Below are 25467 nucleotides of genomic sequence, written 5' to 3'. Positions count from 1 at the left end.
ACAGAGAGTTTTTGCGATCAATTTACAGGCTTGATCGCAAAGGAGGTACACATGCCCCATGTAATCTGTGAACCCTCTGTGGGTGCCAAACACCGCGACTGCATAGCGGTCTGCCCGGTAGAGTGTATTCATCCTACCCTCGAAGAAGACAAAGGCGAGGTGATGCTTTTTATCCACCCCGACGAGTGCATAGACTGCGGCGCCTGTGTTCCTGCGTGCCCTGTTGCGGCAATTTTTATTGAGCAGGATGTACCGGCTCAGTGGCGAGGTTACATTGAAAAAAATCGTGACTACTTTGCCATGAACTGGACTGCTTTCCAGGCCAAGTGGGGCATCAACGGCGCACGCAACCCCTGAGTAGATCTGTAGAGGAATAGGTTGCGCCAGGGTAGATTGGCAAAACAGTGGAATCGGCAAGGCGTACCTGACGCAATTCTCCACTGATCTTTGGGGATCGGATCTCGCATTTCAACTATGGAGACACTTACTACTCGCCTCGAGGATGCACGATGTAGCCCCCGGAGCGCTCGTCGCGCTCCAGGCGTAGCAGCCCCCGGCGCTGGGCTTCCTCCAACAGGGCACTAAACGAGCGGAAGCCGTAAGAGGCCTCGTTAAAGCCCGGTTTGCGGCGCTTGAGGGTTTGTTTGACCAACGAACTGAGTATCCGTTCCTCCTCGCCACGCTCGGCTTGCAGGGCTAGGAGGGTCTCGAGCACTAGTTCGATGGCTTGTTGTTGCTTGTCGCGCTCGAGTTTCTGATCGGCTGCTTTGACCTTGGGCTCTTGCTTACTAGGCCGAGCAACTCGCTTTTTGGCAGCCTCTTCTTGCACCAGGTCGTCGTAGAAGATGAACTCGTCGCAGGCCGCGGTCAGCAAGTCCGAGGTTGACTTCTTGACCCCTACCCCGATCACCAGCCGGTTGTTTTCCCGCAGCTTGGAAACCAACGGGGAGAAATCGGAGTCGCCGCTAATCACCACAAAAGTGTCTACGTGGGACTTGGTATAACAGAGGTCGAGGGCGTCTACCACCAGCCTTATATCGGCGGAGTTTTTGCCCGAGAGGCGGGTGTGGGGAATCTCGATCAGTTCAAAACCGGCCTCGTGCATGTCAGCTTTGAATTCCTTATAGCGTTCCCAGTCGCAATAGGCCTTGCGAACCACAATATTGCCCTTGAGCAAAAGCCGCTCGAGGATTTTCTGAATGTCGAACTGGGGATACTTGGCTTCCCGTACTCCCAACGCAATATTCTCGAAATCGCAAAAGAGCGCCATGTTTTTGATTTCAGATCGGCCTGCCATAGATTTCCACGCTTTATAGGCTTGTCCTGTACGAGCCCCAATCCAAGTATAGAACCTGGCGTGATGCCATCTCACAAGTGGTGTTTGAGATATTCGACAAAAGCCTGGTAACGCCTTGGTAATTCCCCCGCTCCAGACTGGCTTCAGGGTTGGAGGGGCGCAGTTTTATGGAGATGAGGTGAGTTATGCGTAGAACCCAACAGATTCAGTCCGAACCCATCCTGATCCCACTCGATTCCGAAGCCGTGCTTCAAGGCAATCTGGGTATTCCCGCAAGGGCAGGCGGGATGGTAATTTTTGCACACGGTAGCGGTAGCAGTCGGCATAGCCCGCGCAACCGCTACATCGCTGAGGAATTACAGCAAGCAGGGCTGGCGACCTTATTATTCGATTTGCTAACTTATGAAGAAGAACAACTAGACGATTGCACTCGGCAGTACCGCTTCGACATTGGCTTGTTGGCCGAGCGGCTGGTAGCCGCGACGGACTGGCTGGCCCTGAATCCCTCAACCCAGCACCTCAAGCAAGCCTATTTTGGAGCCAGCACCGGGGCGGCGGCGGCCCTGGTGGCGGCAGCGCGGCTTCCCGACCGGATTCGGGCGGTGGTTTCCCGTGGGGGGCGGCCCGACCTGGCGGGGGATGCTCTGGAAAGGGTCAAGGCCCCTACGCTGCTCATTGTGGGTGGGTGGGATGGGGAGGTACTCGGGCTCAACCAACAGGCCTTCGCGCATCTCACCTGTGAGAAAAAACTGGTGGTCGTACCGGGGGCCACCCACCTCTTTGAGGAGCCGGGGAAGCTCGAGGAAGTGGCCCGACTGGCTTGTGACTGGTTTTCCCATCACCTGAATAACACCGCAAGGGGTGAGAGGTATGCCTGAACCAGGGGTCTTGCAGGCAAACTTGCTACCGGTGGAGCTGCTACGAAACCGTTGCGACGTACGCCATCTCAACTTTCGTACCACCGCCGAACTCGAGCCTCTTGCGCAGTTAACGGGTCAGCAGCGGGCTGCCCAGGCCATCCAGTTTGGTCTAAAGGTTCCACACGAGGGCTACAACCTGTACGCGCTGGGGCCAGTGGGAATTGGCAAGCTCAGTCTGGTGCGGCACTTTACCCAGGCCCAGGCTCAGCAAGAGCCCCCCGCCCAGGACTGGGTCTACGTGCATAATTTCCTAGAGTCCCACAAACCCCAAACCCTGCGCCTTCCCGCCGGACGAGGGGCCCATCTCAAAGCAAGCATGGAGCGCCTGGTAGACGAGCTACGGGTGACCATCCCGGCGGCTTTCGAGAGTGAGGACTACCGCACCCGGCGGCAGATTATCGAAGAGGAGCTCAAGCAAAAACAACAGGCTAGCTTCGATGCCCTCCAGGCCGAGGCCAACCAGCAGGGCATCGCCATCATCCGCACCCCTATGGGCATGGGGCTGGCCCCGGTGCGCGACCGCGAAATCATCACCCCCGAGGAGTTCGAGAAGCTGCCCGAGGAGGAACAAAGGCGCATCCAGGCTGCTATGGAGACCCTGCACCAGAAGCTCGAGGCCATCCTGCAACAAGCCCCGCAGTGGGAGAGCGAGCGGCGGGCCAAAATCCGTGAACTCAACCGCGAGGTGACCCGTCATGCCATCGCCCATCTACTGGGCGGGGTGCGGGCCTCCTACCTCGACCTGCCCGAGGTGCTGGGGTATCTGGAAGTGGTCGAGCAAGACCTGATCGAGAACGCCGGGCAGTTCCTGGCGAACCCCAGCGACTCGGAGAACCCCCTCGAGGCCGCCCTGGGCAAGATGCTCGCCGACAGCCGCAGCTTCGACCGCTACCGGGTGAACCTGCTGGTGGACAACGCCGGCAGCCGGGGGGCCCCGGTGGTGGAGGAGGACTACCCCTCGCTGGCCAACCTGCTGGGGCGCATCGAGTACCGCGCCCAGTTCGGCAACCTGGTCACCGACTTTACCCTGATTCGTCCGGGGGCCCTGCACCGCGCCAACGGGGGCTATCTGATTCTGGATGCCCGGCGGGTGCTGTTGCAGCCGTATGCCTGGGAGGAGCTCAAGCGGGCCCTGCGGGCCAAAGAAATCCAGATTCGCTCGGTGAGCGATGTACTGGGCCTGACCAGCACCGTTACCCTGCAACCGGCCCCCATTCCCCTGCAGGTCAAGGTGATTCTGGTGGGGGATCGGCTGCTGTATTACCTGCTCTCGGCCTACGACCCCGACTTCCTCGAGCTGTTCAAGGTGGCCGCCGACTTCGAGGATGCCCAGGACCGCACCCCCCAGGGGGAGGAGGCCTATGCGCGGCTGATTGCTTCGCTGGCCCAGCGCGAGCAGTTGCGGCCCCTGGAAAGAGAGGCGGTGGCGCGGGTGATCGAGCACGGTTCACGCCTGGCTTCCGATGCCCACAAGCTCTCGACCGCGCTCGAGGCCCTCCTCGACCTGCTGCGCGAGGCCGACTACTGGGCCGCCCAGGCCGGACGCCCGGTCATTGCGGCCCAGGATGTGCAGCAAGCCATAGACCAGCAGGTCTACCGGGCCAGCCGCCTCAAGGAACGCCTGCAGGAGTCGGTGCGGCGCGGCATCCTGCTGGTGGACACCCGCGGGGCCAGGGTGGGGCAGATTAACGGGCTGAGCGTGCTTAACCTGGGGGGTTATAGCTTTGGGCACCCCACCCGCATCACCGCACGGGTGCGGCTGGGCAAGGGCGAGGTGGTGGATATCGAGCGCGAGGTGGCCTTGGGTGGCCCCCTGCACTCCAAGGGGGTGCTGATACTGGCCGGGTTTTTGGGCGAGCGCTACGCCCGCGAGCGGCCCCTCTCGCTCTCGGCCAGCCTGGTCTTCGAGCAGTCGTACAGTGGGGTGGAGGGCGACAGCGCCTCCATGGCCGAGCTGTGCGCGATTCTGTCGGCCCTGGCCCAGGTACCCATCCGCCAGGGGATTGCCATTACCGGCTCGGTCAACCAGCACGGCCAGGCCCAGCCCATCGGGGGGGTCAACGAGAAAATCGAGGGCTTCTTCGAGGTTTGCCGCGAGGCGGGCCTGACCGGCGAGCAAGGGGTGATTATCCCCAGGGCCAACGTCCAGCACCTGATGCTCAACCCCGAGGTGGTGGAGGCCGTGGCGCAGGGGCAGTTCAAAGTCTGGGCGGTGGACACGGTAGATGCAGCCCTGGAAATTCTGACCGGCCTCGAGGCCGGGGAACGGGGGGAAGACGGGCGCTTCCCCGAGGGCAGCCTGAATGCCCGGATAGAGGCGCAACTGATGGCCTTTGCCGAGCAGATACGGGCTTTTGCTGCACCCACGACGGGAGGGAGCACATGAACCGGATTCGCCGGGTCATCCTGGCCCTGGATGTGGCGGCCCGTGACGCCCAGAGCATCGCGGCGGCGGTGGAACTGGCCGCCCGGCTGGGGGCCGAGGTGCAGGGGCTGTTCCTGGAAGACCCCCGCCTGCTGCGCTGGGCCCGCCTGCCGGTGGCCCGCCAGGTAAGCCCCTGGGGCAGCGGGGTAGACCTGGCGCGGTTGGAAGCCCAGCTCCAAGCCCTCGCGGCCCAGGCCCAGGCCGAGCTCGAGCAGGCCGCCCGGCGGCTGGGGGTGGCCTGGCAGGCCCAGGTGTTGCGGGGGGAGCTCGAGCGGGCCCTGAATGAGTGGGCAGCCCAGGAGGATTTGTGGGTGATTGGTACGGCAGGCCAGGTGATGGGCCTGGCCGTACCGACCCCCGCCGCGCTGCGGCTGGTGCTGCCCCAGGGGGCGCGCTGGGTCTTGTTGCAGCCGCGGGGGGCGCCGTTTCGGCATCCGATGGTGGTACTGCACTCCCAGGCCCACAACCCCGAAGCCCTACTGGAGGCGGCCTGGGCCTTCATGGAAAACCCCTCCCAACCCCTGACGGTGGTGATGCTGGGTGAAAACAGCCTGGCCTCCACACTGCAGGCCTGGCAGGTCCAGCGGGGTGCCCTGGTTCAGCCCGTGCACCTGCGGGAGGTTGACCTGGAACAACTGCTCCAGGTCTTTACCCGCACCGGCTGCGATGGGCTGGTGGTAGGGGCCAGCCTGCCCCTGCTGGCCGGGGAGGGGCTGGAACGCCTGCTGGCCCGCCTGCCGGCGCCGCTGCTGGTGGTGCGATGAAAAACGCCGAGATTGCCCAACGGTTTCAGGAGATGGCCGAGATGCTGGCCTTCCTAGGCGAGAACCCCTTCCGGGTGCGGGCCTACACCCAGGCTGCCCGCACCCTGGCCGACCTCGAGACCCCCATCGAGGCCATTGCCGCCCAGGGAGAAGAAGCCCTGCAGGCCCTTCCCTCCATCGGCCCCGACCTGGCCGCCAAGATTCAGGAGTATCTGCGCACGGGCACCCTTCAGGCCCACAGCAAGCTGGCCCAGCAGGTGCCTGCGGGGGTACTGGAGGTGCTGCGGGTGCCGGGGGTGGGGCCCAAAACCGCCCGGCTCCTATGGGAGCGGCTGGGGGTAGACTCGCTGGCAAAACTCCAGGCCGCGCTGGCCTCCAAGCAGGTGCTGGGCCTGCCGGGCTTCGGCGAGAAGAAGCGCCAGCATTTGCTGGAAAACCTGGCCCTGGCCGAGACGGCCACCCAGCGAAGACCCCTGGGGGCGGTGCTTGGACAGGCTCGAGCCCTGCTCGAGCAGGTGCGCGCCCAGCCGGGGGTGCAGCAAGCCGAGATCTGCGGCTCATTCCGCCGCTACCGCGAGACGGTGGGCGACCTGGACTTCCTGATTGCCACCCTGACCCCAGCCCAGGTGCTCGAGGCCCTGGTGCGGCTGCCGGGCATTGCCGACGTGGAAGCAGTGGGCGAGAACCGGGCCACGGTCTTTTTGCAGGGGGGCCTGCAGGTGGACTTCAAGACCGTGCCCCCTGCGGCGTGGGGCAGCGGCCTGCAGTACCTGACTGGCTCCAAAGCCCACAGCATCAAGCTGCGCACCCTCGCCCAGAAGCAGGGCCTTAAGCTCAACGAGTATGGGGTCTGGCGGGGGGAGGCGCGCCTGGCAGGTGAGGACGAGGCCGGGGTCTACCGGGCGATGGGCCTGCCCTGGATTCCGCCCCCTCTGCGGGAGGACAGCGGCGAAATTGAAGCCGCCCAGGCCGGACAGCTACCCCGGCTGGTGCAGCTCGAGGAGGTTCGGGGCGACCTTCAGGTGCATTCGCGCTGGTCGGATGGCAAAGCCACCCTGCTCGAGCTGGCCCAGGCCGCCCAGAAGCTGGGCTATGCCTACCTGGCCATCACCGACCATTCCCAGAGCCTCAAGGTGGCCCACGGGGTGCCGCTGGAGAAGGTGCAGGCCCGCCTGAGGGAAATTCGCAAGGTAAACGAAAAAACCGGCGGCAAGCCCTACCTGTTGGCCGGGGCCGAGGTGGAGGTGGCCGCCGATGGCACCCTGGACTACCCGGAGCCGGTGCTGCGGGAGCTCGAGGTGGTGCTGGTGGCGGTTCACTCCCATTTCAACCTGAGCCGTGCCCAGCAGACCCGGCGCCTCCTGCGGGCGTTGGAGCACCCCTGTGTGCACATCCTGGCCCACCCCACCGCCCGGATGCTGGGGGTACGCAAGGGCCTGGAGGCCGACTGGGAGAAGATTTTTCACCGGGCCAAAGCCCTGGGAAAGGCCCTCGAGATCAACGGCTACTACGACCGCATGGACCTGCCCGACACCCTGGCCCGGCAGGCCGGGGGGATGGGCGTGCGCTTTGCCCTCTCCACCGATGCTCACCAGCTCGACCACCTGCGCTTTATGGAGCTGGCCGTGGGCACCGCCCAGCGGGCCTGGCTGGGGCCGGCCCAGGTTCTCAACACCCACCCGCTGGCGGCCCTCCTGGACTGGCTTCGGGAGGTGCGGGGGTAATACGCCAGCAATCCTCAAAAGCCCAAAAAACGTGCTGAACGCGTTTTATGTTGCCAGAACCGGCGAAAAATAGGAATCACCGTGATAGGTGCAGGGCAGAACGTTTTGTAAAATGGCCCGATGCCAACACAGAACCAAGCTGGCACCCCTTGTCACCCCGAGGACTGATAACCCTTGGCACACACCGCTCTGCAGGCTAAGGTAAAGATGCAGTAGTGGGCTGCCTACCGTACTCTAGGCTCAGAAGCAGGGTTTTGCAGGCGATCTTTGGAGGCAGGAATGTACAAACGCTTTCTCCTTCCGATTGATGGCTCACCTCCAAGTGAGTATGCCGCAGCCGTGGGCCTGGCCCTTGCCAAGCGGCTGGGGGCTTCGGTGGTGTTTGTGCACGTCATTGAGCCGCAGCGCTACCGCGAGCTACACGACTACCAGGAAGCGCTCGAGCGAGCCCGCACGGTGGGGCGGGCCTTGTTGGAGCAGTGGGAGCGCAAAGCCCAGTATCTCAAGGTTGCCTGCGCCACCCAGCTCACCAGTACCCAGCCGGAAAGCCGCCCAGGCGTTGCAGAAGCTCTGGTGGATGCTGGGGTTGCCCATGGCTGCGACCTGGTGGTAATGGGCACCCACGGGCGCACCGGCCTGCCCAGGGTGCTGCTGGGCAGCGTGGCCGAACGCATGGCCCGCCTGGCCCCCACACCGCTCTTGCTGGTGCGTGGGGACGATACCAAGCCCACCTTGTTCAAGCGCATCTTGGTAGCCTTTGACGGCAGCGTCTATAGCGAGCTGGCCCTGCAACACGCCGATGCACTGGCCGGGGCCCTGAAGGCCAAGCTCTCGGTGGTGTACGTGGTACCCGATCTGACCCAGCTATACCTGAGTGCAGGGCGGGCTTGGATGTTTGCCGACCAGGCCCAACTACAGGCCCAACTATCCCAGGAGCAAGCCCGCCTGCGCGAGCAAGGCGAGTTCATCTTGAAAGAAGCCACAAAGCGCTGCGAACACTGCACGCAAGTGCACACCATACTGCGGGAGGCCGGACGGAGCCTGATTGGGGAGCGCATCTGCGAAGTGGCCAACGAGGAAAAAGCCGACCTGATCGTGATGGGCACCCAAGGGCGTACCGGCCTGCGTAAATTCTTGCTGGGTAGCGTGGCCGAGGATGTAGCCCAGGAGGCCCGCCAGCCCATTTTGCTGGTACGCAACCCTGCCGCCCTGACCCACCCCGAAGAACGACACCTCCCCCCGCCTGGGGAGCGCTAAAGCAAGGAGGAACCATGTACAAACAAATTCTGATTCCGACCGATGGCAGTGCCCCTAGCGAAACCGCTGTTAAGGCAGGCCTCGAGCTGGCCAAAAGCCTGGGGGCCGAGGCCACCTTGCTGTATGTGGTGGAGCCGGTGATACCGCGCATCCTGATTGGCCCCGAGACCATCCCTTACTACCCCGACCTCACCCGTGACCTCGAGATAGCTGGCAAGCAGGCCCTCGAGCGGGCCGAGGGCTTCGCCCAGTACCTGGAGGTTCCGGCCAAGGCCGAACTCAAGCAGGGCAATGCCGCCCAGGTGATTGTGGAGGAGGCTGCCGAGCACGACCTGGTGGTGATGGGCACCCACGGGCGCAGCGGGCTGGATCGGCTCTTGCTGGGCTCGGTGACACAAAAAGTTTTGCAGCGGAGCCCCAAGCCGGTGTTGGTGGTGCGCATGCGCGAACCACACCACCCTTAAAGGGTTGGCTATGAAAGCCAAAGATATCCTGGTCAAGCCGATTGTCACCGTCTCGTCACAGACCCCACTCACCGAGGTAGCCCAGAAGATGCTCGAGCACCGCGTCGGCTCCGTGGTAGTGGTGGATGAGAAAGGCCGGCTAGCTGGCATTATCACCCAGGGTGATTTTTGCCGTCACCCAGGGCGAATGGTTCCTTTCTCCCTTTTCGAGAGCCCCAATGTGCTCAGCAACTGGCTCTACCCCGACCAGGTCGAGAAGGTCTACAAGGCGGCACGTAACCTGCGGGCCCAGGACATCATGCACAGTCCGGTGGTCACGGTCTCGCCCGAGGCTTCGCTGGAGCGGGTGCTGGCCCTGATGCTCAAACACGACATCAACCGCATCCCGGTGGTACGGCGGGGCAGGGTGGTGGGCATCATCTCCCGCTTCGACCTGCTGAAGGTGATGCAGCAGGGGTATGGAGCGTGAGGGATGCATAAAGTGCCACTCTTCGCGTTTACCACAACCACTTCCCTACGCGACGCAGGGTAATTTACTACCGAATTCAAAAAAGATGTGGTTATGCAAAAAACCGTTGTACTGGGCATTCGTGGGAACCGCTCTGATGGGCGTCATCGGAAATAACAGGCACACTGGAGGGGGTCGGCTTAACGGGTTCAGCGTCCTCCTGCACCGGATAAAACTAGGTAGCGCTGCAAGACCGCTCTGTGAGCTATATCTCATGCACTTCACCGACTGCAAAGCGTTGTGGCCAGGTTTTGCCCTGTAGCAACTCTGCACCGGGAACCACCTGAACCGGTACTCTAGAGCCTGCCACAATACTCTGGGCCGCTGCCCCCAGCACCTCCGAAGTCTGCCGGGGTGTGTCATGGCAGCCAATAACGATCAGGTCGGCATGGGTCTGCTGGGCTGTCTGGGCTACCACCTCGCCAATGCTCTGGCTCTGGGGCTCCACCAGCAACACGGTAGGCTTTCGACGCGCCCCCTGGGCCATCTTAGCGAAGGTCTCGGAAACCGAATCATCGGCGTTCTCGAGCACATGCAGCAGCGTCACCTTGCAGCCCAGCCAACGGGAAAGATTGAGAGCGTGTTGAACGGCAGCCTGGCTGCCCGCTCCCAGACCCACAGGTACCAAGATGTGACGAAACACAAGCACCTCCTGTTGGTTCAATACCTACCTGAGTCCAAAATGCATCCAGGGCATTACCAAGGTGTTACCGCTGGTTGCAGGGCTGGGTGTTGGGGGTTATGGCAACCTTCTCTTCAAGGACACCACAAGGGGGCAAACCCACAGCAGGAGACACTTGCCATCCGAACCTTTTACGAACAAAATTTCACCTCTTTTGATAGCCTTCCAAACATTGCCTCAGACACTTCTACTCCCTTTGGCGGATGAAGCGGTAATGGATTTGTAACAGACTTAAGCCATGAAAAGGTTGCAGTCCCGTTCAGAACAGGCAGTGCCTGCGCTCCGGGTACGCACCCTGGGCCAGGTGGAGGTGCTGGTGGCGGGGCATCCCGCGCAGTGGCATGCCCAGACCGCCGAGGAACTCTTCTTCTATCTACTCTCTTATCCCGAAGGCCGCAGCAAGGGGGAAATCCTCGAGACCCTATGGGGCCTCGACCCCGACCCGGTGGCCAACAACCGCTTTCGGGTAACCATTTTTCGCATTCGTACTGCGCTGGGTAACCCCGAGGCCATCCTGGAAGAGCACGGGCGCTATCGCCTAGCTGAAGCCGTTTTGCAGAGCACCGATCTGTTTGGTTTCTACCAGGCCCTCAGCGAAGGACACCACACCGCCTGTGAAACAGCCCGCCTGAAAGCCTACAACAAGGCCATCTCGCTCTACCGGGGCGATTATCTGCCGGGTTTCGCAACCAACTGGGTTTCACAAGCCCGCGAAGAGCACAAAACGGCCTACGTACAAGCGCTGCTGGAGGTTGCCCTGATTTATTACGACCAGGAAGACTGGCGAGCCACCAGCGATTATCTCGAGCGGGCCTTGAAAGCTGATCCCTATATTGGGGAGAACTATCACCAGCGTCTGATGTGGTGCCTAGCTGCCTTAGGAGATCGCTACAAAGCCATCGAGCATTATCGCCGCTTTGTAAAATTTCTACACGAAGAATTAGGCGACACACCCATGCCCGAAACCCACGAGCTGGCCGAACACATCAAACAGGGCAGTCCCATCCTCCCTTATCACGAGGCGCGTGGCCTAAGCGCTAAAAGCCCACAGGCTTGATGCATCAAGGTACGTTGGGCAGGCTAGAAACATTCAAATTTGACGGTTGTGGGCAACGCATACGACCTCGAGCCACAGCGTAAGCCGAACCTAGTTCGGTAATGGATGGGTAATTGGTCTGGAGTTCAATCAGCTTGGGGAGGGTATAAGTATCTCTTCGATATAGGTAACGACTACGACAAAGCAAGGAGGTTATCATGTTGACCCAAGAAGGTACTCGCTACATCCGCGAGTTTGTGGCTCCGAGGGTGGCTCCGGTATTGTCGTTGTATCTGGACGTGAACCCGGCCAACCCCGACAACCAGGGTAAAGCCTATGTGCTAAGAACCAGGGCTGTGCTCGAGGCTATACGAACTCCATCGGAGGTAAGTAAGAAGGTGCTGGAGGCGCTCGAGCACGACGCACCCCAAGCCCGCAGCCGGGTTATCTTTGCTGCTAGTGGCTGGATAGAAATCTACGACCTGCAGGTGGATTTGCCGTTGGTGCAAGGGGTAGAAGCCCGTTGGGGTGAGCCCTACTTGACCCCAATTCTGTACCTACTGGATGAGTACGAGCGGATTGGAGTGATTTTCCTCGATAGCGAGAAGTGGCGCATGTTCGAGGTGTACTTGGGCGAGATTGAGGAGTTGCCGGGCGCCTTCAGGGCTGTAGGGGCTCAAGAGTGGAAGCAGCTCACCGAAGACAGCCAGGGTCGGCGCTACGGCCAGGGCGGCATCCACCGGGCCGCCGCCAACACCGACCGCTTCGAACGCCGGCTCGAGGCCTGGACCCACCGCTTCTACAAACGCCTAGCCGGGCTGCTCGAGCAGACCTTAAACGAGCGCAACGTTCAACGGCTGGTGCTGATGGGCCCTAAAGCCGATGTGCAGGTATTCAAAGAACTGCTTCCCCGCCGGCTGCGTGAGCGGGTCATTGCCACCCTCCCCTCCCTGCCTACCCCCAGCGCCCAGGCCGGTGAGGTGCTGAAGCGGGTGCAGGAGGTGCTGGAGCCCCTCGAGCGCGAACGGGAAAACAAGCTCCTGGACGAGCTGGCCGAACGGGGGGTGGCCGGGCTGGATCAGACCCTTGAGCTCTTGCAGCAGGGCCGCCTGTATCTGCTGGTGGCCCCCTGGAACCCCGAGGACAAGGTCTACCGCGCCCCGGATGGCTGGGTGGGAGGCAGCATGGAGGGCGCGGTGGCCCACGGGGCCGGGCGCATCGAGGATATTGACCTCAAGCAGGTACTTCCCGAGCTGGCCGCTGCCTATGGAACCCGGCTCGAGTTTGTGCAGGGGCCTGCCGAGGCCCGTCTGCTCAAGGCCTTTGGCGGTCTGGGCGGGCTGCCCCGCTGGTAATGGTTTGGTAACGGGGGCTGGCTATAGATAGAGAAAGGAGGGTGCCATGTTCCGCAAAATCCTAATTGCGGTGGATGGTTCATCCTGCAGCGAGCGGGCCGGACGGGTAGGTCTGGCTTTTGCCAAGAAGCTGGGGGCCACAGCGGTGGTTACGCATGTCTTGAAGGTTCCACCAGCCTACTGGGGGCTGTCCGCTCCATCCGAAACCATGCAGCGGCATGCTCGGGCAATTCTGGAACCCTGGGAGGAGCTGGGCCGGCAGATGCAGCTCGACCTGCGCACCGAACCCATGCACGACGACGACATTGCCGAGGGCATCGTCTATCTGGCCAACCGCAGCCAGTGCGATCTGATTGTGATGGGAACCCATGGGCGCGAAGGGGTCAGTCGGATGCTTTTGGGCAGCGTGGCCGAGCGGGTCAGCCGGCTGGCCAAAATACCGGTAATGTTGGTGCGGGGAGATGGGCAGGTAGAACCCAGCACCGGCCTGTTCCAGCGTATCCTGGCCCCCATAGACGGCAGCGAAGCAGGCCGCCCAGCCTTTGAGCTAGCCGACCGACTGGCAGAAGAGCTCGAGGCAGAACTACAAATCTTGCACGTGATTCCCCCACTGCCCGCTCCGGTTGTAGGCCCCTACGGTACCAGCATGAACGCCTTCAACTGGGAAAACACCCTGCGGGCAATGGAGGAGGAGGGGGTGGCCCTTGTGGAGAACGCCCGCAAACTGGCCAGAACCCCGAAGGTCAAAATGGCCCTGCTCAAGGCCCAGACCCGGCGGGAAGCCGAGGTGATTGTAGACTTTGCCCGTGATAACCAGAGCGATCTGATCGTGATGGGCACCCACGGGCGCACCGGGCTGGAACGCCTGCTCCTGGGCAGTGTAGCCGAGGGGGTGTCACATCACGCCCCGGTGCCGGTGCTGCTGGTTCGTCCCGTTCCGGCAGCGCCCAATGTGGATCAGGCTGTGGCTGAAGAAGCCCATGCTGGACGGTAAATACCTCTGGGTTTCGGGTTAGGTGGCAGCTCGGAACACCAGAGGGTAGGCCCAAGTCCCAATCTGGCGTGCAGCCACCCACGCCAAAAAGACCAAAGGAGGCATGTGTATGTTGGCTCGTTTCGACCCTTGGCGCGAAATGGATAACATGCGGAGGGAAATCGAGCGCTTGTTTGACGAAAGCCTGTTCCGTCGTGAGTTTCCGTTCCTCGACAAAGAGGTGGCGGCCATGCCGCTCGACATCTACGAAGAAGGAAACAACATCGTGGTGAAAGCCTCGATTCCCGGCCTCAAACCCGAGCACATCAAGATTGAAGTACGCGGCGACGTGCTGCGGATCTACGGTGAGGCCAAGAAGGAGGAAGAAAAGAAAGAACGCAACTACCACCTGCGCGAGCACCGCTACACCCGCTTTGAGCGCTCGGTAACCCTGCCCAGCGAGGTGCTGACCGATCAAGCCGAGGCGGTGTTCGAGGATGGGGTACTCACCCTCACCCTGCCCAAGAGTGAGGTGGCCAAGGCCAAACCCATCCCCATCAAGACCCCTGCCAAGGTGTAAGGAGGACATATGACGGCGCAAAGAATTGACCTTTTCATGGGACTGGTGTTTGCTCTGCTGGCCGCCCTGGGTCTGTTTTTCGCACCCAACGGCCTGATCCTGGGATTTATTCCCAGCAACACCAGCCTGGCCATCGTCTACCTGATTACCGCCGTAGCCCTGCTGTATGGCTACTTTACCGGTGATCGGCTGGCCCACATGATGGCCGCAGTGATTGGTCTGGTCTATGCCGCCCTGGCCCTCATCGGATTCTTCAGCAGCAGCTTTTTGGGCCTGCCCACCGGCGGCTGGAACATCGTGGTCAACCTGATTGCTGCGGTGGTGCTGATCTACGACTGGCTGGGAACCCCCAGAACGGCTACCTGACCTGCAAACCCATCGTCCGAAACGGGGTGAGCTTGATTTCGCCCCGTTTCTACATGCTTCGTCGAATCGGCATTCACAAAGCCTGTCGTTAGCTTTGTTCAGTATTGACTAAACTTACAAAACTAGCTAAACTCGGGGGTATGTCCGACGCCTTGCACGATTTTGTAGAAGAGTTTGCGTTGGTTTTCGAGTCAACTGGCACGCCACGCATCGCCGGGCGCATTTTAGGTTGGTTGATGGTTTGCGACCCACCTGAACAGAGCGCAACCCAGCTGGCGCAGGCACTTGGGGCTAGCAAGGCTTCCATCAGCACCATGACCCGGGTTCTAGCTCAGGGCATGTTGATTGAGCGGGTGCCCAAGCGGGGCAGTCGGCAAGACTTCTACCGCATTCGCCCCGGAGCCTGGACAGACTTAACCATAAAGCGATTATCCGCTCTTTCGATCTATACCCAACTGGCCGAGAAGGGCCTTATGCTGATGAAAACCGCCCCGCCCGAACAGCGCGTACGCCTCGAGGAGATGCGTGATCTATTCAGATTCTTCGAGTTGGAATTGCGTGGGGTGGTCGAACGTTTGGAGCGAAAACAGCCGTCCAAAACCAAGACGAAGGTTGGAGCATCAATATAGGCCGCCCGGCGGCTTAACCCAACCCAGGCCCAATTGCTGCTTGAAGTTTTATAGGAGGTAGAGATGAACCAACCCAGTGCAAGCCTGATGGCCCTACCCCGGCTGGCCTGGCGCAACCTCTGGCGGCATCGGCGGCGCACCTTGCTGCTGGTACTGGTGGTGGCCTATGCCACCATCACCACTGTGTTGTTCTGGGGAGTACAGGATGGCTTTACCCAGTCGGTGCAGATTGGCAATGCCCGCTTTTTGAGTGCTCCAGCCCTCATCACCACCCCACAATATTTCGAAGACCCCGACCCCGAACAAGGCTTGCCCAGCCTGGACTTTCTAGCCCAGGTACAAACGCAGCCCGGCGTGAATGCCGCTGCGCCCCGGCTTGAGTTCCCCACCCTGATCCGCTCGGCCTACACCGCCGACGCGGCCCGAGCCCGGGGGGTAGACCCCGCGCTCGAGGCCAAGGTGAGCAACATCCCCACCGCCATTGCCCAGGGGCGCATGCTGGAAAAATCTGGTGAAGTGGTGTTGGGGCAGCACCTAGCCGAGCGGCTGGATGCGCGGCTAGGTGAACGGGTAGTGCTAGATACCTCGGCGCTGGCCGGGCCGCAAGCCCTGGGGTTGCAGGTGGTGGGGCTGGTGAAATCGGGCATTGCCCCGGTAGACCGGGGGACGGTGTTGGTGCATATTCAGGATGCTCGGGTACTCACCGGCCTGCAAACCGCGACCGGGGTGGCGCTCGATGTGACCCGTGGTCAGGAAGCCCGCATTGCCGAGGCTCTACAACCGGTGCTGCCGCAAAACCTGCGGGCCTACGACCTGACCCAGTTGCTGGGCGGACTCTCCTCGGCGATTGGCACCAAGCAGAGTTCTACCTTCTTTATCGGGATGATTTTTTCCCTGTTCGCGGCACTTGCCGTGACCAGCACGGTGCTGGTGAGCGTGCTTGAACGCACCCGCGAGTTTGGCATGATGGGGGCCATCGGCATGAATCCCCATCGCCTAGCGCAGATGATCACACTCGAGACGGTGTTTGCCACCAGCATCGGCTGGGTGGTGGGGCTGATTTTGGGCTACGCACTCAACTTCTGGATGGCGACCCAAAACGTGCTGGGCCCGGTTTTTGCCAGCTATGGCGGCGCTTTTGAAATCCTGGGCACCGGCAGCGAAATCTACACCGCCCAAAGCCCGGTCTATGCCCTCTATGCCGCCCTCACCATCGTGCTGGCTGCGTTCTTCTCGATTCTGATCCCAGCCCGGCGGGTGCAGCGGCTCAATCCAGCGGAGGCCATGCGCACAGAGTAGGCCACCAACGCCGCACCATCACCCTCAACTTTTAGGGGAGGAACTCTATGAAGGTACGACTCTGGTTGCTTTTGATCTTGGGCTTGTGCAGCCTGGGCAGTGCAGCCACCGACCCACAGGCGGTCTTGAAAGCCATTGTGGACAACCAGCGTGGGGGGAGCGTGCGGGCCACCCTGACCCTGAGCGTAACCCGCCCTGACCGACAAACCCAGTACGTGCTCGAGGTGGTCTCGGACGGCAATCAGCGGGCCATCACCTGGGTCAAAGCCCCAGCCCGCGAGGCCGGGCAAGCCTTCTTGCGGGTGGGGGACAACATCCAGATTTACAACCCCACCCTCAAACGGGTGTTGCGGCTGCCCCCCAGCGGGCGCAGCGATAGCTTCCTGGGTTCCGACCTCTCCTACAGCGACCTGGCGGGGCGCGACCTCGAGCAGGACTTCACCGCTCGGATCAGTGCCGAAACCGCCGATAGCATCACCCTCGAGCTCACGCCCCGGCCCCAGGCCCCTACCCCTTATGGCAAGGTGGTCTTGCAGGCCCGCAAACCTGGTTTTGTGCCGCGCGAAGTGCTGTTCTTCGACCAGCGAGGCCAGGCCGTACGCAAAATTAGCTTTGCCCAGTATGTGGAGGTAAGCGGGCGCAGTTTCCCGGTGCAAACCACGGTGGAAGATTTGCTACGTCCAGGCCACCGCACCAGTGTGGTCTATAGCGACTACCAATTTGGGGTGAACATCCCCGAAAGCTGCTTTACGGTGCGGGCGCTCGAGGCCGGCTGCTAGAGCGGTTTTCAGAAAGAATACCGCGATAAAGAGCAGAAACGAGGTCATGATGTTCAACCTGTTCAGCCTTTCTTGGCGCAATATCTGGCGGCATAAGGGACGCAGCCTGATGACAGCGGGGGCGGTAGGCCTCGCGGTGTTCTTCACCCTGGTCTACCTGAGCTTTTTGGGTGCAATGGAAAACGGTATTTACAATAACCTCACTGCCTCGGTAGGGCATCTGCAAGTGCGGGTATCCGATTACCGTGAAAAGCGCGAGTTCCGCGACCTGCTCATTCCCAACGTGGCACAGGTGGAGGCCCGGCTGGCAACCCAGACCCAGGCGCAGCGGGTGGTGGCCCTCGAGATTCCCGCCCTCATCGCCGGCGAGACCCGCTCGAGGGGGGTCTTGCTGATTGGCGACGAGCAGCCCCCCGAACTACGCGAACGCTTTGTAAAACAGTACCTGGCCGAGGGGCAACTGCCGGCAACAGGCGATCCCCTCGGCATTGCCCTGGGCGCATCGCTGGCAAGAGCGCTCAAGGTAGGGCTGGGCGATCCGGTCTATGTCTATGCCCCTGGCACCTTGGGACGGGGCGCTGGGGCTTACAAGCTGGTAGGGCTGCTACGCTTTCCCGATGCCGCCAGCGAAACCCGCAGTGCATTCATCTCGCTGGCCGCCGCGCAGGAGCTAGCCGCACCGGGCAGCGCCACCCGCATCGAGTTGCATTTTCCCTTCACCCGCTTTAGCCAGGATGCCAGGCTGGCCACCCTCCAGCCCCAACTCGCCGCCAGCCTGGAGCCAGGCCTGAGCCTAGAAAGCTGGCGGCAGGCCAGTCCGGCCATCGCACAAATCTTCAACCTGCTCGAGCCGCTGGTGCTAATTTTTGCCGCGATTTTTTTCGGGCTGGCTGGGCTGCTGGTGGTCAACACCATTTACCTGGGCTTGCTGGAACGCACCCGCGAGTTCGGCGTGATCGTGGCGCTGGGTGCAGGCCCAAGCAAAGTAACCCGGATGGTGGTACTGGAAAGCCTGCTCCTATGTTTGAGCGGGGCTTTGGTAGGTGGGGTCCTGGGATTGCTCACCATTGCGGCCCTCTCGGGGGGATTCTCGCTCGAGGCGCTATATGGAGAAGTTGGCGGTGAATTTGGCCTGCCCTCGATGGTCTATCTGAGCCTGCGGGCCTGGGACATCTCCATCACCCTGGGCTTTGTCCTGGCCACTGGCCTGCTGGCCGCCTGGTGGCCCGCTAGGGTCGCGGCCAGCCTAGAACCGGTAGAAGCCATGCGTTTTACCGCGTAGAAAGGTAGCGAATGAAACCCGTTTTGCAGGTTAAGGATCTGACCAAAGTCTACAAGGTGGATGCCATCGAAACCCCCGCGCTGCGCGGCGTCAGCCTAGAGGTTCATCCGGGTGAATTTACCGCGCTGGCTGGGCCATCGGGCAGTGGGAAGAGCACCCTCTTGCACCTGATGGGCGGTCTCGACAAGCCCAGTTCGGGCGAGGTCTGGTTGGGGGGCCGGCGCATTGATGGCCTTTCCAAAACCCAACTGTCCGATCTGCGGTTGTGGAACGTGGGCTTTGTGTTTCAGGCCTACAACCTGATTCCAGTACTGACGGCGCTGGAGAACGCGGCCTTTGTGCTCGAGCTGCGCGGCGAAGCTAAGGAAGCCCGCGAGGGGAAAGCCCTCCAAGCGCTCGAGACCCTGGGCATGAAAGACTTTGCCCATCGCCGGCCCAACCAGCTTTCCGGGGGGCAGCAGCAGCGCGTGGCGGTGGCCCGGGCCCTGGCCGCCCAGCCCAAAATCATCCTGGCCGACGAGCCCACCGCCAACCTCGACTCCAAGACCGGCCTGGCCCTGATCGAACACATGCGCCAACTCAACCACCAACAGGGGATCACATTCCTGTTCAGTACCCACGATCCCCGCTTGCTGGAGCGGGTAGACCGGATTGTGCGGCTCGAGGATGGGCAGATTGCGGCCTAGCCATGCGTGGTTGCTGGGGTTGTGGCTGGCCTGCGGCTGCCAGCCCGGGCTGGCCCAGAACCTGGAGACCCGGCTCGAGCTCCGCTTCAGCAGCGCTCTGGTCTTCAGCCACCTGCCGCTGGAGGCAAGCTGGGGCCTGGGGGCCCACCTCGAGGCCCGTTACGACCTGAACCCATTGCGCTTTCAACTGGTGCTCGATCCGGGGGTGAACTTTTCCCGTGCGGTGACCGCCGAGGCCGGCCTCACCGAGCTGTACGCGCTCTACCGTGAGGGCGAACTGGATCTGAGCGCGGGCCTCGAGCGCCTGCCCCTCGAGGTCGCCCGCCTGCGCCTGCCCTTTAGCCTCGAGCCCCTCAGCCCGCTGGGCAACCGCCAGGGCCGCTGGGGGGCCCGGGTGAGCTGGAACCCCGAGGCCAGCCGGCTGCGCCTGGCGGTGCTGGAAGAGGCGGGCCGGTGGCTGCCGGTGCTCAGCCTGCGGCGGGAGTTCGGCCACTTCGAGCTCGAGGCCCACGCCCTCTACCCCGCCCGCTGGGTGCTGGGCCTGGGCGGCAGCGGCACCGTGGCGGAGCTGGTGATCTACGGGGAGGGCTGGCTTTTGCTCGAGCCCCTCGAGGCCCGCTACGCCCTGGGCCTGAGCGGCCGCCTGGGCCAGGGGGTGTGGACCCTCGAGGGCGGCTACGCAGGCCTTCCGCCACTCCAGCCTGCGGGCTTTTTTCTAGCCGGGCAGTGGCTTCTTCCCCAAGAAGAGGCTAGCTGGAACCTGGCCGCTGACCTTCTGCTTTCCAGCCCCTGGCAGATTCAGCTCAGCGCCGGCTACCTCCACAGCCTGGCCGAGCAAGACCTGGACATCCGCCTGGTAGCCCAGTTCGGTGCGCAAGCCTGGCGGCTGTTGCTCAATCTGAGCGTCCAGGGCTCCTGGTAGTTACGGGGTGTGCTCGAGGTAGCGCCACCCCAGCCCGGCTAAAAGCACCTGTCCCTGGTAGATCCGCCCCTCCACCACGTCGCGCCACCGGCCGGGGGGCAGGGGCAGCGGAGCGGCCTCGAGGCCACTGTTGAAGGCCGCCAGCACCTCGCCCGGCCCCGGCTCCCCCCGCAAAAAAGCCAGGCGCGTGCCCTCGCCCAGGTAGGTGCGGAAAAGCGGGCTCTGGAAGGCTTTGAGCTGGCCCTTGAAGCGGCCCAGCGAGCGGTAGTGCTCGAGGACGTCGGCACGGCACTGGTCCCACTGCAACGGGTAGCGGTACAGCTCGTTGATGGGCCACACCCCGCGCTCGCCGGTAAAACCGCACTCCTCACCCTGGAAGATCACCGAGGCCCCCGGCAGGGCATAGAGCATGGCCGAGGCCAGCCGCAGCCGGGCCAGGGCTTCCGGGCCGGGGGTGTCGCGCAAACCACCCCCGCCCAGGTCGGTCAGGACGCGGGGGGTGTCGTGGGAGCCGATCAGATTGAAGCCCATGGCGGCCACCGCCTCGGGGTAGGTGGCGTAGACCCGGGCCAGCTCGCCCAGCACGCGCCGCCCACTCTGCAAAGGGCCCCCCTTGGCAAACCCCAGGATACCCCCCAGGGCCGGGGGCGAGCCCCCGCGCCCCAGGGTGTAGTTCATCAGCGAGTCGAACTGGTCGCCCTGCACATACTGCGGGCGCAGATCCCAGACCTCCCCCACCAGATACACCTCGGGCTTCAGGGCCTTGAGTTCGGCCCGCCATTTGCGCACAAACTCGGTGGAGATTTCGTTGGCCACATCCACCCGGATGCCATCGAAGCCGAAGTTGAGCCAGAACTTGGAGACCCGGATCAGGTAGTCTTGTACCTCGGGGTGGGCGGTGTTGAGCTTGGGCAGGCTGCCCAGGTCGGCCCAGCCCACATACGCGCGGCCGTCGCCGGGGGTGAAGGGCCACCGGCGGATGAAGTACCAGTTCCAGTAGCGCGATTCACGCCCCTTCTTCACCACATCCTGAAAGGCCCAGTGGCCCAGGCCGGTATGGTTGGGCACGAAGTCGAAGATAACCCGGATGCCCTGGCGCCGGGCCTCGTTCAGCAGGCGCTTGAGCAGGGCGTTGTCGCCGAACTTGGGCGAGACCCGCACGTAGTCGTGGGTATCGTAGCCGTGGACCGAGCCGGCCTCGAAAAGGGGGTTGAAGTAGATCAGGTTCACCCCCAGCGCGCGCAGGTGCGGCAGGCGCTCCAGCACCCCGGCCAGGTCGCCGCCAAAGTACTGCTGGCAGCAGTGGTAGTCGCCGGGCGGGTCGCTCCAGCGCGAGAGGTAGGGGGGCTGGCCGCTCCAGGTCTGGTCGAAGCGGGCCTGGGTGGCCTCCAGGGCCCGGCGGTCGTTGCGGGGGTCGCCGTTCCAGAAGCGCTCGGGGAAGATCTGATACCCCACCCGCCCCGCCACCCAGTCCACCGCCCGGAAGGCCTGGGCCGGCACCTCGAAGGGGCCAAAGGTGTGCTCCTGGTCATTTTTATCCACCAACACAATGCGGTACTGCCGGAGCGCGGGCGGCAGGGCCACCCGCCAGGTTTCTCCATCAGGCGTGCTCAGTTGCAGGGCAAAGGGGTAGTCGCGGTCGGCCCGCAGCTCCGCCGAGCGGATGCTATCCACCGGCACCTGGAAGCGCACCGACAGGCGGCCTGCCGCCTGCGAGATGAAGCGCGGCTGGCTGGGGTCGTGCTCGAAGGCCAGCCCGCTGCTATCGGTAGGATTTTCTGCCGCTCGCCCGATTGTCCGCACGGCATTCTGGCCCCCCTGACCATCCTCGGCGCAGCCCTCGGCCTCGGCGTCCACCTGCGGGGTGCCGAAGGTCTCGTCCTCGCACATGTCTTTGGGCCACTGCCCGTTGATAAAGAACTTGTACTGGATGGGGCCCGGCGGCAGCTCCACCGTGACCTGCCAGACCCCGTCCTCGGTTTTCTGCATGGGCAGCTCAGCCCAGTTGTTGAAGCTACCGCGCAGGCTCACCGAGCGCACCTCGAGGCCGTAGGGGGGGTCGTAGGTGAAGGTAACGGCAATTTGCTGCTGGGCCCAGGAGAAGCCCAGAAGCAGCAGCCACAGTAAAGCCCAGAGCTTACGTCCTTGCATCGTCTACCTCCAAACCAGTCCCTCGTCACTCCAGCCTACAAGACGTTTCTGGGCTCGAGGGCTTCTTGATACAATCTAGAATGTGAGGGTGAGCGTTTCCCATGACCGCGCAGAGGAAACCCTGCAGGCCAAGGCCCGCTGGTTCCGTTCCCTGACGCTCGAGGAGCGGATGGATTACCTGGTGATGATGACCGATCTCATTCTGCAAAATAATCCCAGCGCGCTTGCGAAGGCGGCCAAGGACGATGCTGCGTCTCCTCAAAAACGTATTCGCGCCGTTGAACGCCCATGACGTAAGAGCGGCCTTCAGAAAAAACCGCACAATTCCATTCGTCATATGTGCTTTTTAGCGCTTGTTTTTTGCCGCTGGGAGCAGCGGCAAAAATAGCGAAGGCCGCGATAGGGTATGTGGTCATTGGTGGAATCGCCGCGGTTTTGTACGGCGTTCCCAGGGCCACTTTCGACCTCGACCTACTGATAGAGGCAACGCCGGAAAATGCAGCAAAACTGCTGGATGCCCTATATGAGGCTGGGATTGCTTCCGCTGCCCTGGTCTCCCCGGAAGAAATACTGAGCAACGACATCACCGTTTTCAAAGACCGCATCCGCATTGACGTGCAGACCCACACACCGGGCCTGCACTTCGATACCGCCTGGGAGCGCAAAACCACCATGACCTATCAAGGCCAAATTTTTTACGTGGTATCGCTCGACGATCTGGTCGCTTCTAAAATTGCTGCCGGGCGACCTAAAGACCTCGAGGACGTTCAGGCTTTGCAGTCGGACGAAGAGGCGTAGCGCCAGTCTGCGGCCTGAGCACCATCCACACCACCCCCGCCAGCACCAGCCCGGCCCCCAGGTAGCCCAGCAGGCTAAAGCGCTCGCCCCACCACAGCCAGGCCACCAAGGCCGCCACCACCGGCTCGATGGTGGCCACCACCGAGGCCCGGGTGGCCTCCAGGCGCCGGAGGCCGGCAAAATAGAGCGTGACCGCGAAAAAGGTGGAGGCTACGGTCAGGAAGGCGATGGCCGCCCAGGCTTCGGCGTTTTTGGGCACAAAATGCACAAACGGCAGCAGCCCCAGCGCCCCCACCGGCAGCGCGTACAAAAACACCGTGGGGGTGCTGTATTTGTTCAGGTAGAGCTTGCCAAACAGGTAGTAGGTGGCATAGGTCAGGGCCGAGAGCAGGCCCCAGAACACCGCCGCCGGCGTAACCCTGACCCCGCCCCCTTGCAGGCTGACCAGGGCCACGCCCAATAGGGTCAGGCCCACCGCCCCCACCTTATGGGCGTCCATGGGCTCGCGCAAAAAAAGCCAGGAGAGCAGGGCCACGATGGCCGGGGCGGTATAGAGCAGCACCGCGGCCAGGGCCGCCCCGCCGCTCCCGATGGCAAGCTGGTAGGCCCCGTAAAAAAGCGAGATGCCCACCAGCCCAAAACCCAGCACCGCCCAGCCATCGGCGCGCTCGAGGCGCACTTTTTGCATCAGCGCCGCCTGCGCCCCAAACAGCACCGCCCCCAGAGCAGCCCGCCAGAAGGCCACCTCGAGGGGGCTGACCCCCTGCTCAAAAGCCCACTTGGACACCACCCCCAGCAGGCCCCACAAGCAAGCGGCAGCCAAGACATAGAGGTAGCCTGCCAAAGTTTTACTCAGTGGCCCGGCTCTGGCGGCGGGCCATCATACTCCAGACCATTCCCAAGCCCAGAAGCAAGCCCGAACCGAAGATCACCAGATAGGTAATCCAGAGGCGGGGGTTCACATTGTAAAAGTCGCGGCTGCGCTGGGCCGTGAGGGCTACCAGGTAGTCGCGGATGATGATGAAATTCAACGTGGCCAGGATAATCGCAACGATCAGAAGGATAAGCCCTAGAATTAAGGAGATACGCCCCAAAACGCTCATGTCTACAGTCTACTGGATTTGGCGCCTTGTTTCATGTTGCTATACTTGAAGGGTGATCGAGACCCCCCAATCCCAACTGCGCGACGAACTGGTGTTCGACCTAATCCGCCAGGAGGAAGAGCGCCAGCGCAACGGCTTAGAGCTCATCGCCTCGGAAAACTTCACCTCGGCCCAGGTGCGCGAAGCCGTGGGCAGCGTGCTCACCAACAAGTACGCCGAGGGCTATCCCGGCAAGCGCTGGTACGGCGGTTGCGAAATCGTAGACCAGGTGGAAGCCCTGGCAATTGAACGGGCCAAGCAGCTTTTTGGGGCGGCCTGGGCCAACGTGCAGCCCCACTCTGGCAGCAGCGCCAACATTGCGGTGTACGCCGCCCTGCTCAAGCCCGGCGACACCGTGCTGGGCATGGATCTGTCGCACGGCGGCCACCTCACCCATGGCTCTCCGGTCAACTTCTCGGGCATCAACTACAGGTTCTTTGGCTACAAGGTGCGCCAGGAAGACGAATTACTGCACATGGAGGACGTACGGGCCCTGGCCCTCGAGCACAAACCTAAAATGATTATCTGCGGGGCCAGCGCCTACAGCCGCATCCTCGACTTCAAGGCTTTCCGCGAGATTGCCGACGAGGTGGGAGCCTACCTGATGGCTGACATCGCCCACATCGCGGGGCTGGTGGCGGCGGGCCTGCACCCCTCCCCCCTGCCCTATGCCCACGTCGTGACCTCCACCACCCACAAGACCCTGCGCGGCCCACGCTCCGGCCTGATTTTGTCGGACGACCTCGAGATCGCCGCCATCCTGGATCGTTCCATCTTCCCCGGCACCCAGGGCGGCCCCTTGGAACACGTTATCGCTGGTAAAGCCGTGGCTTTTGGAGAAGCCTTACGCCCCGAGTTCAAAGCCTACTCGGCCCAGATCATCCAGAACGCCCAAACCCTGGCCGCCGAGATGCAAAAGCGCGGCTACCGCATCGTCTCGGGGGGCACCGACAATCATCTTTTTGTGGTAGATCTGCGCCCCCAGGGCCTTAATGGCACCAAGGCCACCCGGCTCTTAGATGCCGCCCACATCACCATCTCCAAAAGCACCCTGCCCTACGACACCGAGAAAATCATCCACGGCGGCGGTATCCGCATCGGCACCCCGGCCGTCACCACCCGCGGCATGACCGAAGAACACATGCCCAAGATCGCCGAATTGATAGACCGCGCCCTGGGGGGTGAGAATGCCGAAACCCTTCGCGCGGAAGTGAAGGCTTTTGCTTCGCAATTTCCCTTGCCGTAAACGCCTGCGTTACAAGGCCGTCCCCCCGCCTGGGGGGATTTTCGTTATCTTGGTCATAGTTCATAATCAAGTAGCTGCCGGACGTCCTCTGGTCAACGCCTGAATTATGCTCCGACAAGCTATCAGCCCATATAAAGCATCTTTCAACCAGACTGCCAATCCCGGATCAGCCCCAACTTTGG

27 protein-coding genes are annotated in these 25467 nt (G+C 62.3%); 22 read left to right on the top strand and 5 right to left on the bottom strand.

Features of this window, described 5'->3' with window-relative positions:
- Positions 1–51: 51 nt before the first annotated feature.
- Entirely contained in the window at positions 52–357 is a 306-nt protein-coding gene (locus WKI89_RS09155; RefSeq protein WP_337868977.1) for a ferredoxin family protein, read from the top strand.
- A 130-nt stretch (positions 358–487) separates the two neighbouring features.
- On the opposite strand, the gene WKI89_RS09150 is transcribed toward WKI89_RS09155, so the two are convergent.
- Complete coding sequence (locus WKI89_RS09150) at positions 488–1270, bottom strand: NYN domain-containing protein (protein ID WP_337868976.1); 783 nt, start codon at positions 1268–1270, stop codon at positions 488–490.
- Positions 1271–1482: 212 nt separating this feature from the next.
- On the opposite strand from WKI89_RS09150, the gene WKI89_RS09145 reads away from it, so the two are divergent.
- From WKI89_RS09145 to WKI89_RS09115, 7 genes are all read left to right on the top strand, one after another.
- Entirely contained in the window at positions 1483–2175 is a 693-nt protein-coding gene (locus WKI89_RS09145; protein WP_337868974.1) for an alpha/beta fold hydrolase, read from the top strand.
- The gene (locus tag WKI89_RS09140; RefSeq protein WP_337868972.1) at positions 2168–4603 is read left to right on the top strand and encodes an ATP-binding protein; all 2436 of its coding nucleotides are present in this window, start codon (positions 2168–2170) and stop codon (positions 4601–4603) included. Before WKI89_RS09145 ends, WKI89_RS09140 begins: the two co-directional genes overlap by 8 nt.
- The gene (locus WKI89_RS09135) at positions 4600–5406 is read left to right on the top strand and encodes a hypothetical protein (protein ID WP_337868971.1); all 807 of its coding nucleotides are present in this window, start codon (positions 4600–4602) and stop codon (positions 5404–5406) included. Before WKI89_RS09140 ends, WKI89_RS09135 begins: the two co-directional genes overlap by 4 nt.
- The gene (gene polX / locus WKI89_RS09130) at positions 5403–7130 is read left to right on the top strand and encodes a DNA polymerase/3'-5' exonuclease PolX (protein WP_337868969.1); all 1728 of its coding nucleotides are present in this window, start codon (positions 5403–5405) and stop codon (positions 7128–7130) included. Before WKI89_RS09135 ends, polX begins: the two co-directional genes overlap by 4 nt.
- A gap of 279 nt (positions 7131–7409) precedes the next feature.
- A complete protein-coding gene (locus WKI89_RS09125; RefSeq protein ID WP_337868967.1) occupies positions 7410–8387 on the top strand; it encodes a universal stress protein in 978 nt (325 codons plus the stop codon).
- A gap of 14 nt (positions 8388–8401) precedes the next feature.
- Positions 8402–8851: a universal stress protein gene (locus WKI89_RS09120; RefSeq protein WP_337868965.1), complete on the top strand. Its 450-nt coding sequence runs from the start codon at positions 8402–8404 to the stop codon at positions 8849–8851.
- Between the two features lie 10 nt (positions 8852–8861).
- Entirely contained in the window at positions 8862–9320 is a 459-nt protein-coding gene (locus tag WKI89_RS09115) for a CBS domain-containing protein (RefSeq protein WP_337868964.1), read from the top strand.
- A 244-nt stretch (positions 9321–9564) separates the two neighbouring features.
- On the opposite strand, the gene WKI89_RS09110 is transcribed toward WKI89_RS09115, so the two are convergent.
- Positions 9565–10002: a universal stress protein gene (locus WKI89_RS09110; RefSeq protein ID WP_337868962.1), complete on the bottom strand. Its 438-nt coding sequence runs from the start codon at positions 10000–10002 to the stop codon at positions 9565–9567.
- A 277-nt stretch (positions 10003–10279) separates the two neighbouring features.
- Between WKI89_RS09110 and WKI89_RS09105 the strand changes: the two genes are divergently transcribed.
- The 11 genes from WKI89_RS09105 (at position 10280) to WKI89_RS09055 (ending at position 19948) form a co-directional block, all read left to right on the top strand.
- A complete protein-coding gene (locus tag WKI89_RS09105; RefSeq protein ID WP_337868960.1) occupies positions 10280–11098 on the top strand; it encodes a BTAD domain-containing putative transcriptional regulator in 819 nt (272 codons plus the stop codon).
- A gap of 197 nt (positions 11099–11295) precedes the next feature.
- Complete coding sequence (locus WKI89_RS09100) at positions 11296–12432, top strand: VLRF1 family aeRF1-type release factor (RefSeq protein WP_337868958.1); 1137 nt, start codon at positions 11296–11298, stop codon at positions 12430–12432.
- A 46-nt stretch (positions 12433–12478) separates the two neighbouring features.
- Positions 12479–13426: a universal stress protein gene (locus WKI89_RS09095; protein WP_337868956.1), complete on the top strand. Its 948-nt coding sequence runs from the start codon at positions 12479–12481 to the stop codon at positions 13424–13426.
- Between the two features lie 109 nt (positions 13427–13535).
- Positions 13536–13985 carry an Hsp20/alpha crystallin family protein gene (locus WKI89_RS09090; RefSeq protein WP_337868954.1) on the top strand — a complete coding sequence of 150 codons (450 nt, stop codon included), beginning with the start codon at positions 13536–13538 and terminating at the stop codon, positions 13983–13985.
- Positions 13986–13994: 9 nt separating this feature from the next.
- On the top strand, positions 13995–14351 hold the full coding sequence (locus WKI89_RS09085) for a hypothetical protein (protein WP_337868952.1): 357 nt from the start codon (positions 13995–13997) through the stop codon (positions 14349–14351).
- 140 nt (positions 14352–14491) lie between these two features.
- Complete coding sequence (locus tag WKI89_RS09080) at positions 14492–14980, top strand: MarR family transcriptional regulator (RefSeq protein WP_337868950.1); 489 nt, start codon at positions 14492–14494, stop codon at positions 14978–14980.
- Positions 14981–15043: 63 nt separating this feature from the next.
- Positions 15044–16279, top strand: coding sequence for an FtsX-like permease family protein (locus tag WKI89_RS09075; RefSeq protein ID WP_337868948.1), 1236 nt, complete (start codon positions 15044–15046; stop codon positions 16277–16279).
- A gap of 47 nt (positions 16280–16326) precedes the next feature.
- Entirely contained in the window at positions 16327–17058 is a 732-nt protein-coding gene (locus WKI89_RS09070; RefSeq protein ID WP_337868946.1) for an outer membrane lipoprotein-sorting protein, read from the top strand.
- 46 nt (positions 17059–17104) lie between these two features.
- Positions 17105–18340, top strand: a complete 1236-nt coding sequence (locus WKI89_RS09065) for an FtsX-like permease family protein (protein ID WP_337868944.1) — start codon at positions 17105–17107, stop codon at positions 18338–18340.
- A gap of 11 nt (positions 18341–18351) precedes the next feature.
- Positions 18352–19026, top strand: coding sequence for an ABC transporter ATP-binding protein (locus tag WKI89_RS09060; protein ID WP_337868943.1), 675 nt, complete (start codon positions 18352–18354; stop codon positions 19024–19026).
- On the top strand, positions 19007–19948 hold the full coding sequence (locus WKI89_RS09055) for a hypothetical protein (RefSeq protein WP_337868941.1): 942 nt from the start codon (positions 19007–19009) through the stop codon (positions 19946–19948). Before WKI89_RS09060 ends, WKI89_RS09055 begins: the two co-directional genes overlap by 20 nt.
- Here the strand turns inward: WKI89_RS09055 and WKI89_RS09050 are convergent, their stop codons facing one another.
- On the bottom strand, positions 19949–22099 hold the full coding sequence (locus WKI89_RS09050; protein WP_337868939.1) for an alpha-amylase family glycosyl hydrolase: 2151 nt from the start codon (positions 22097–22099) through the stop codon (positions 19949–19951).
- A gap of 88 nt (positions 22100–22187) precedes the next feature.
- On the opposite strand from WKI89_RS09050, the gene WKI89_RS09045 reads away from it, so the two are divergent.
- Positions 22188–22391 carry a hypothetical protein gene (locus tag WKI89_RS09045; RefSeq protein ID WP_337868937.1) on the top strand — a complete coding sequence of 68 codons (204 nt, stop codon included), beginning with the start codon at positions 22188–22190 and terminating at the stop codon, positions 22389–22391.
- A gap of 116 nt (positions 22392–22507) precedes the next feature.
- The gene (locus WKI89_RS09040) at positions 22508–22897 is read left to right on the top strand and encodes a DUF6036 family nucleotidyltransferase (protein WP_337868935.1); all 390 of its coding nucleotides are present in this window, start codon (positions 22508–22510) and stop codon (positions 22895–22897) included.
- Here WKI89_RS09040 and WKI89_RS09035 read toward each other — a convergent pair.
- Both WKI89_RS09035 and WKI89_RS09030 read right to left on the bottom strand, forming a co-directional pair.
- Positions 22848–23741 carry an EamA family transporter gene (locus WKI89_RS09035; RefSeq protein WP_337868934.1) on the bottom strand — a complete coding sequence of 298 codons (894 nt, stop codon included), beginning with the start codon at positions 23739–23741 and terminating at the stop codon, positions 22848–22850. The two genes, WKI89_RS09040 and WKI89_RS09035, sit on opposite strands and share 50 nt — an antisense overlap.
- A 4-nt stretch (positions 23742–23745) precedes the next feature.
- Complete coding sequence (locus WKI89_RS09030; RefSeq protein WP_337868932.1) at positions 23746–24000, bottom strand: hypothetical protein; 255 nt, start codon at positions 23998–24000, stop codon at positions 23746–23748.
- 52 nt (positions 24001–24052) lie between these two features.
- Here WKI89_RS09030 and glyA point away from each other — a divergent pair, with 52 nt between their 5' ends.
- Positions 24053–25285 (top strand): serine hydroxymethyltransferase, encoded by a 1233-nt coding sequence (gene glyA, locus WKI89_RS09025; RefSeq protein ID WP_337868930.1) that lies wholly within the window; start codon positions 24053–24055, stop codon positions 25283–25285.
- Positions 25286–25467: the final 182 nt, after the last annotated feature.

Origin of the sequence: Meiothermus sp. (assembly GCF_037443965.1) — a bacterium.
Classification (GTDB): domain Bacteria; phylum Deinococcota; class Deinococci; order Deinococcales; family Thermaceae; genus Meiothermus.
Note: the sequence above shows the minus strand (reverse complement) of the source record. Positions and strands in the feature narration are given on the sequence as shown.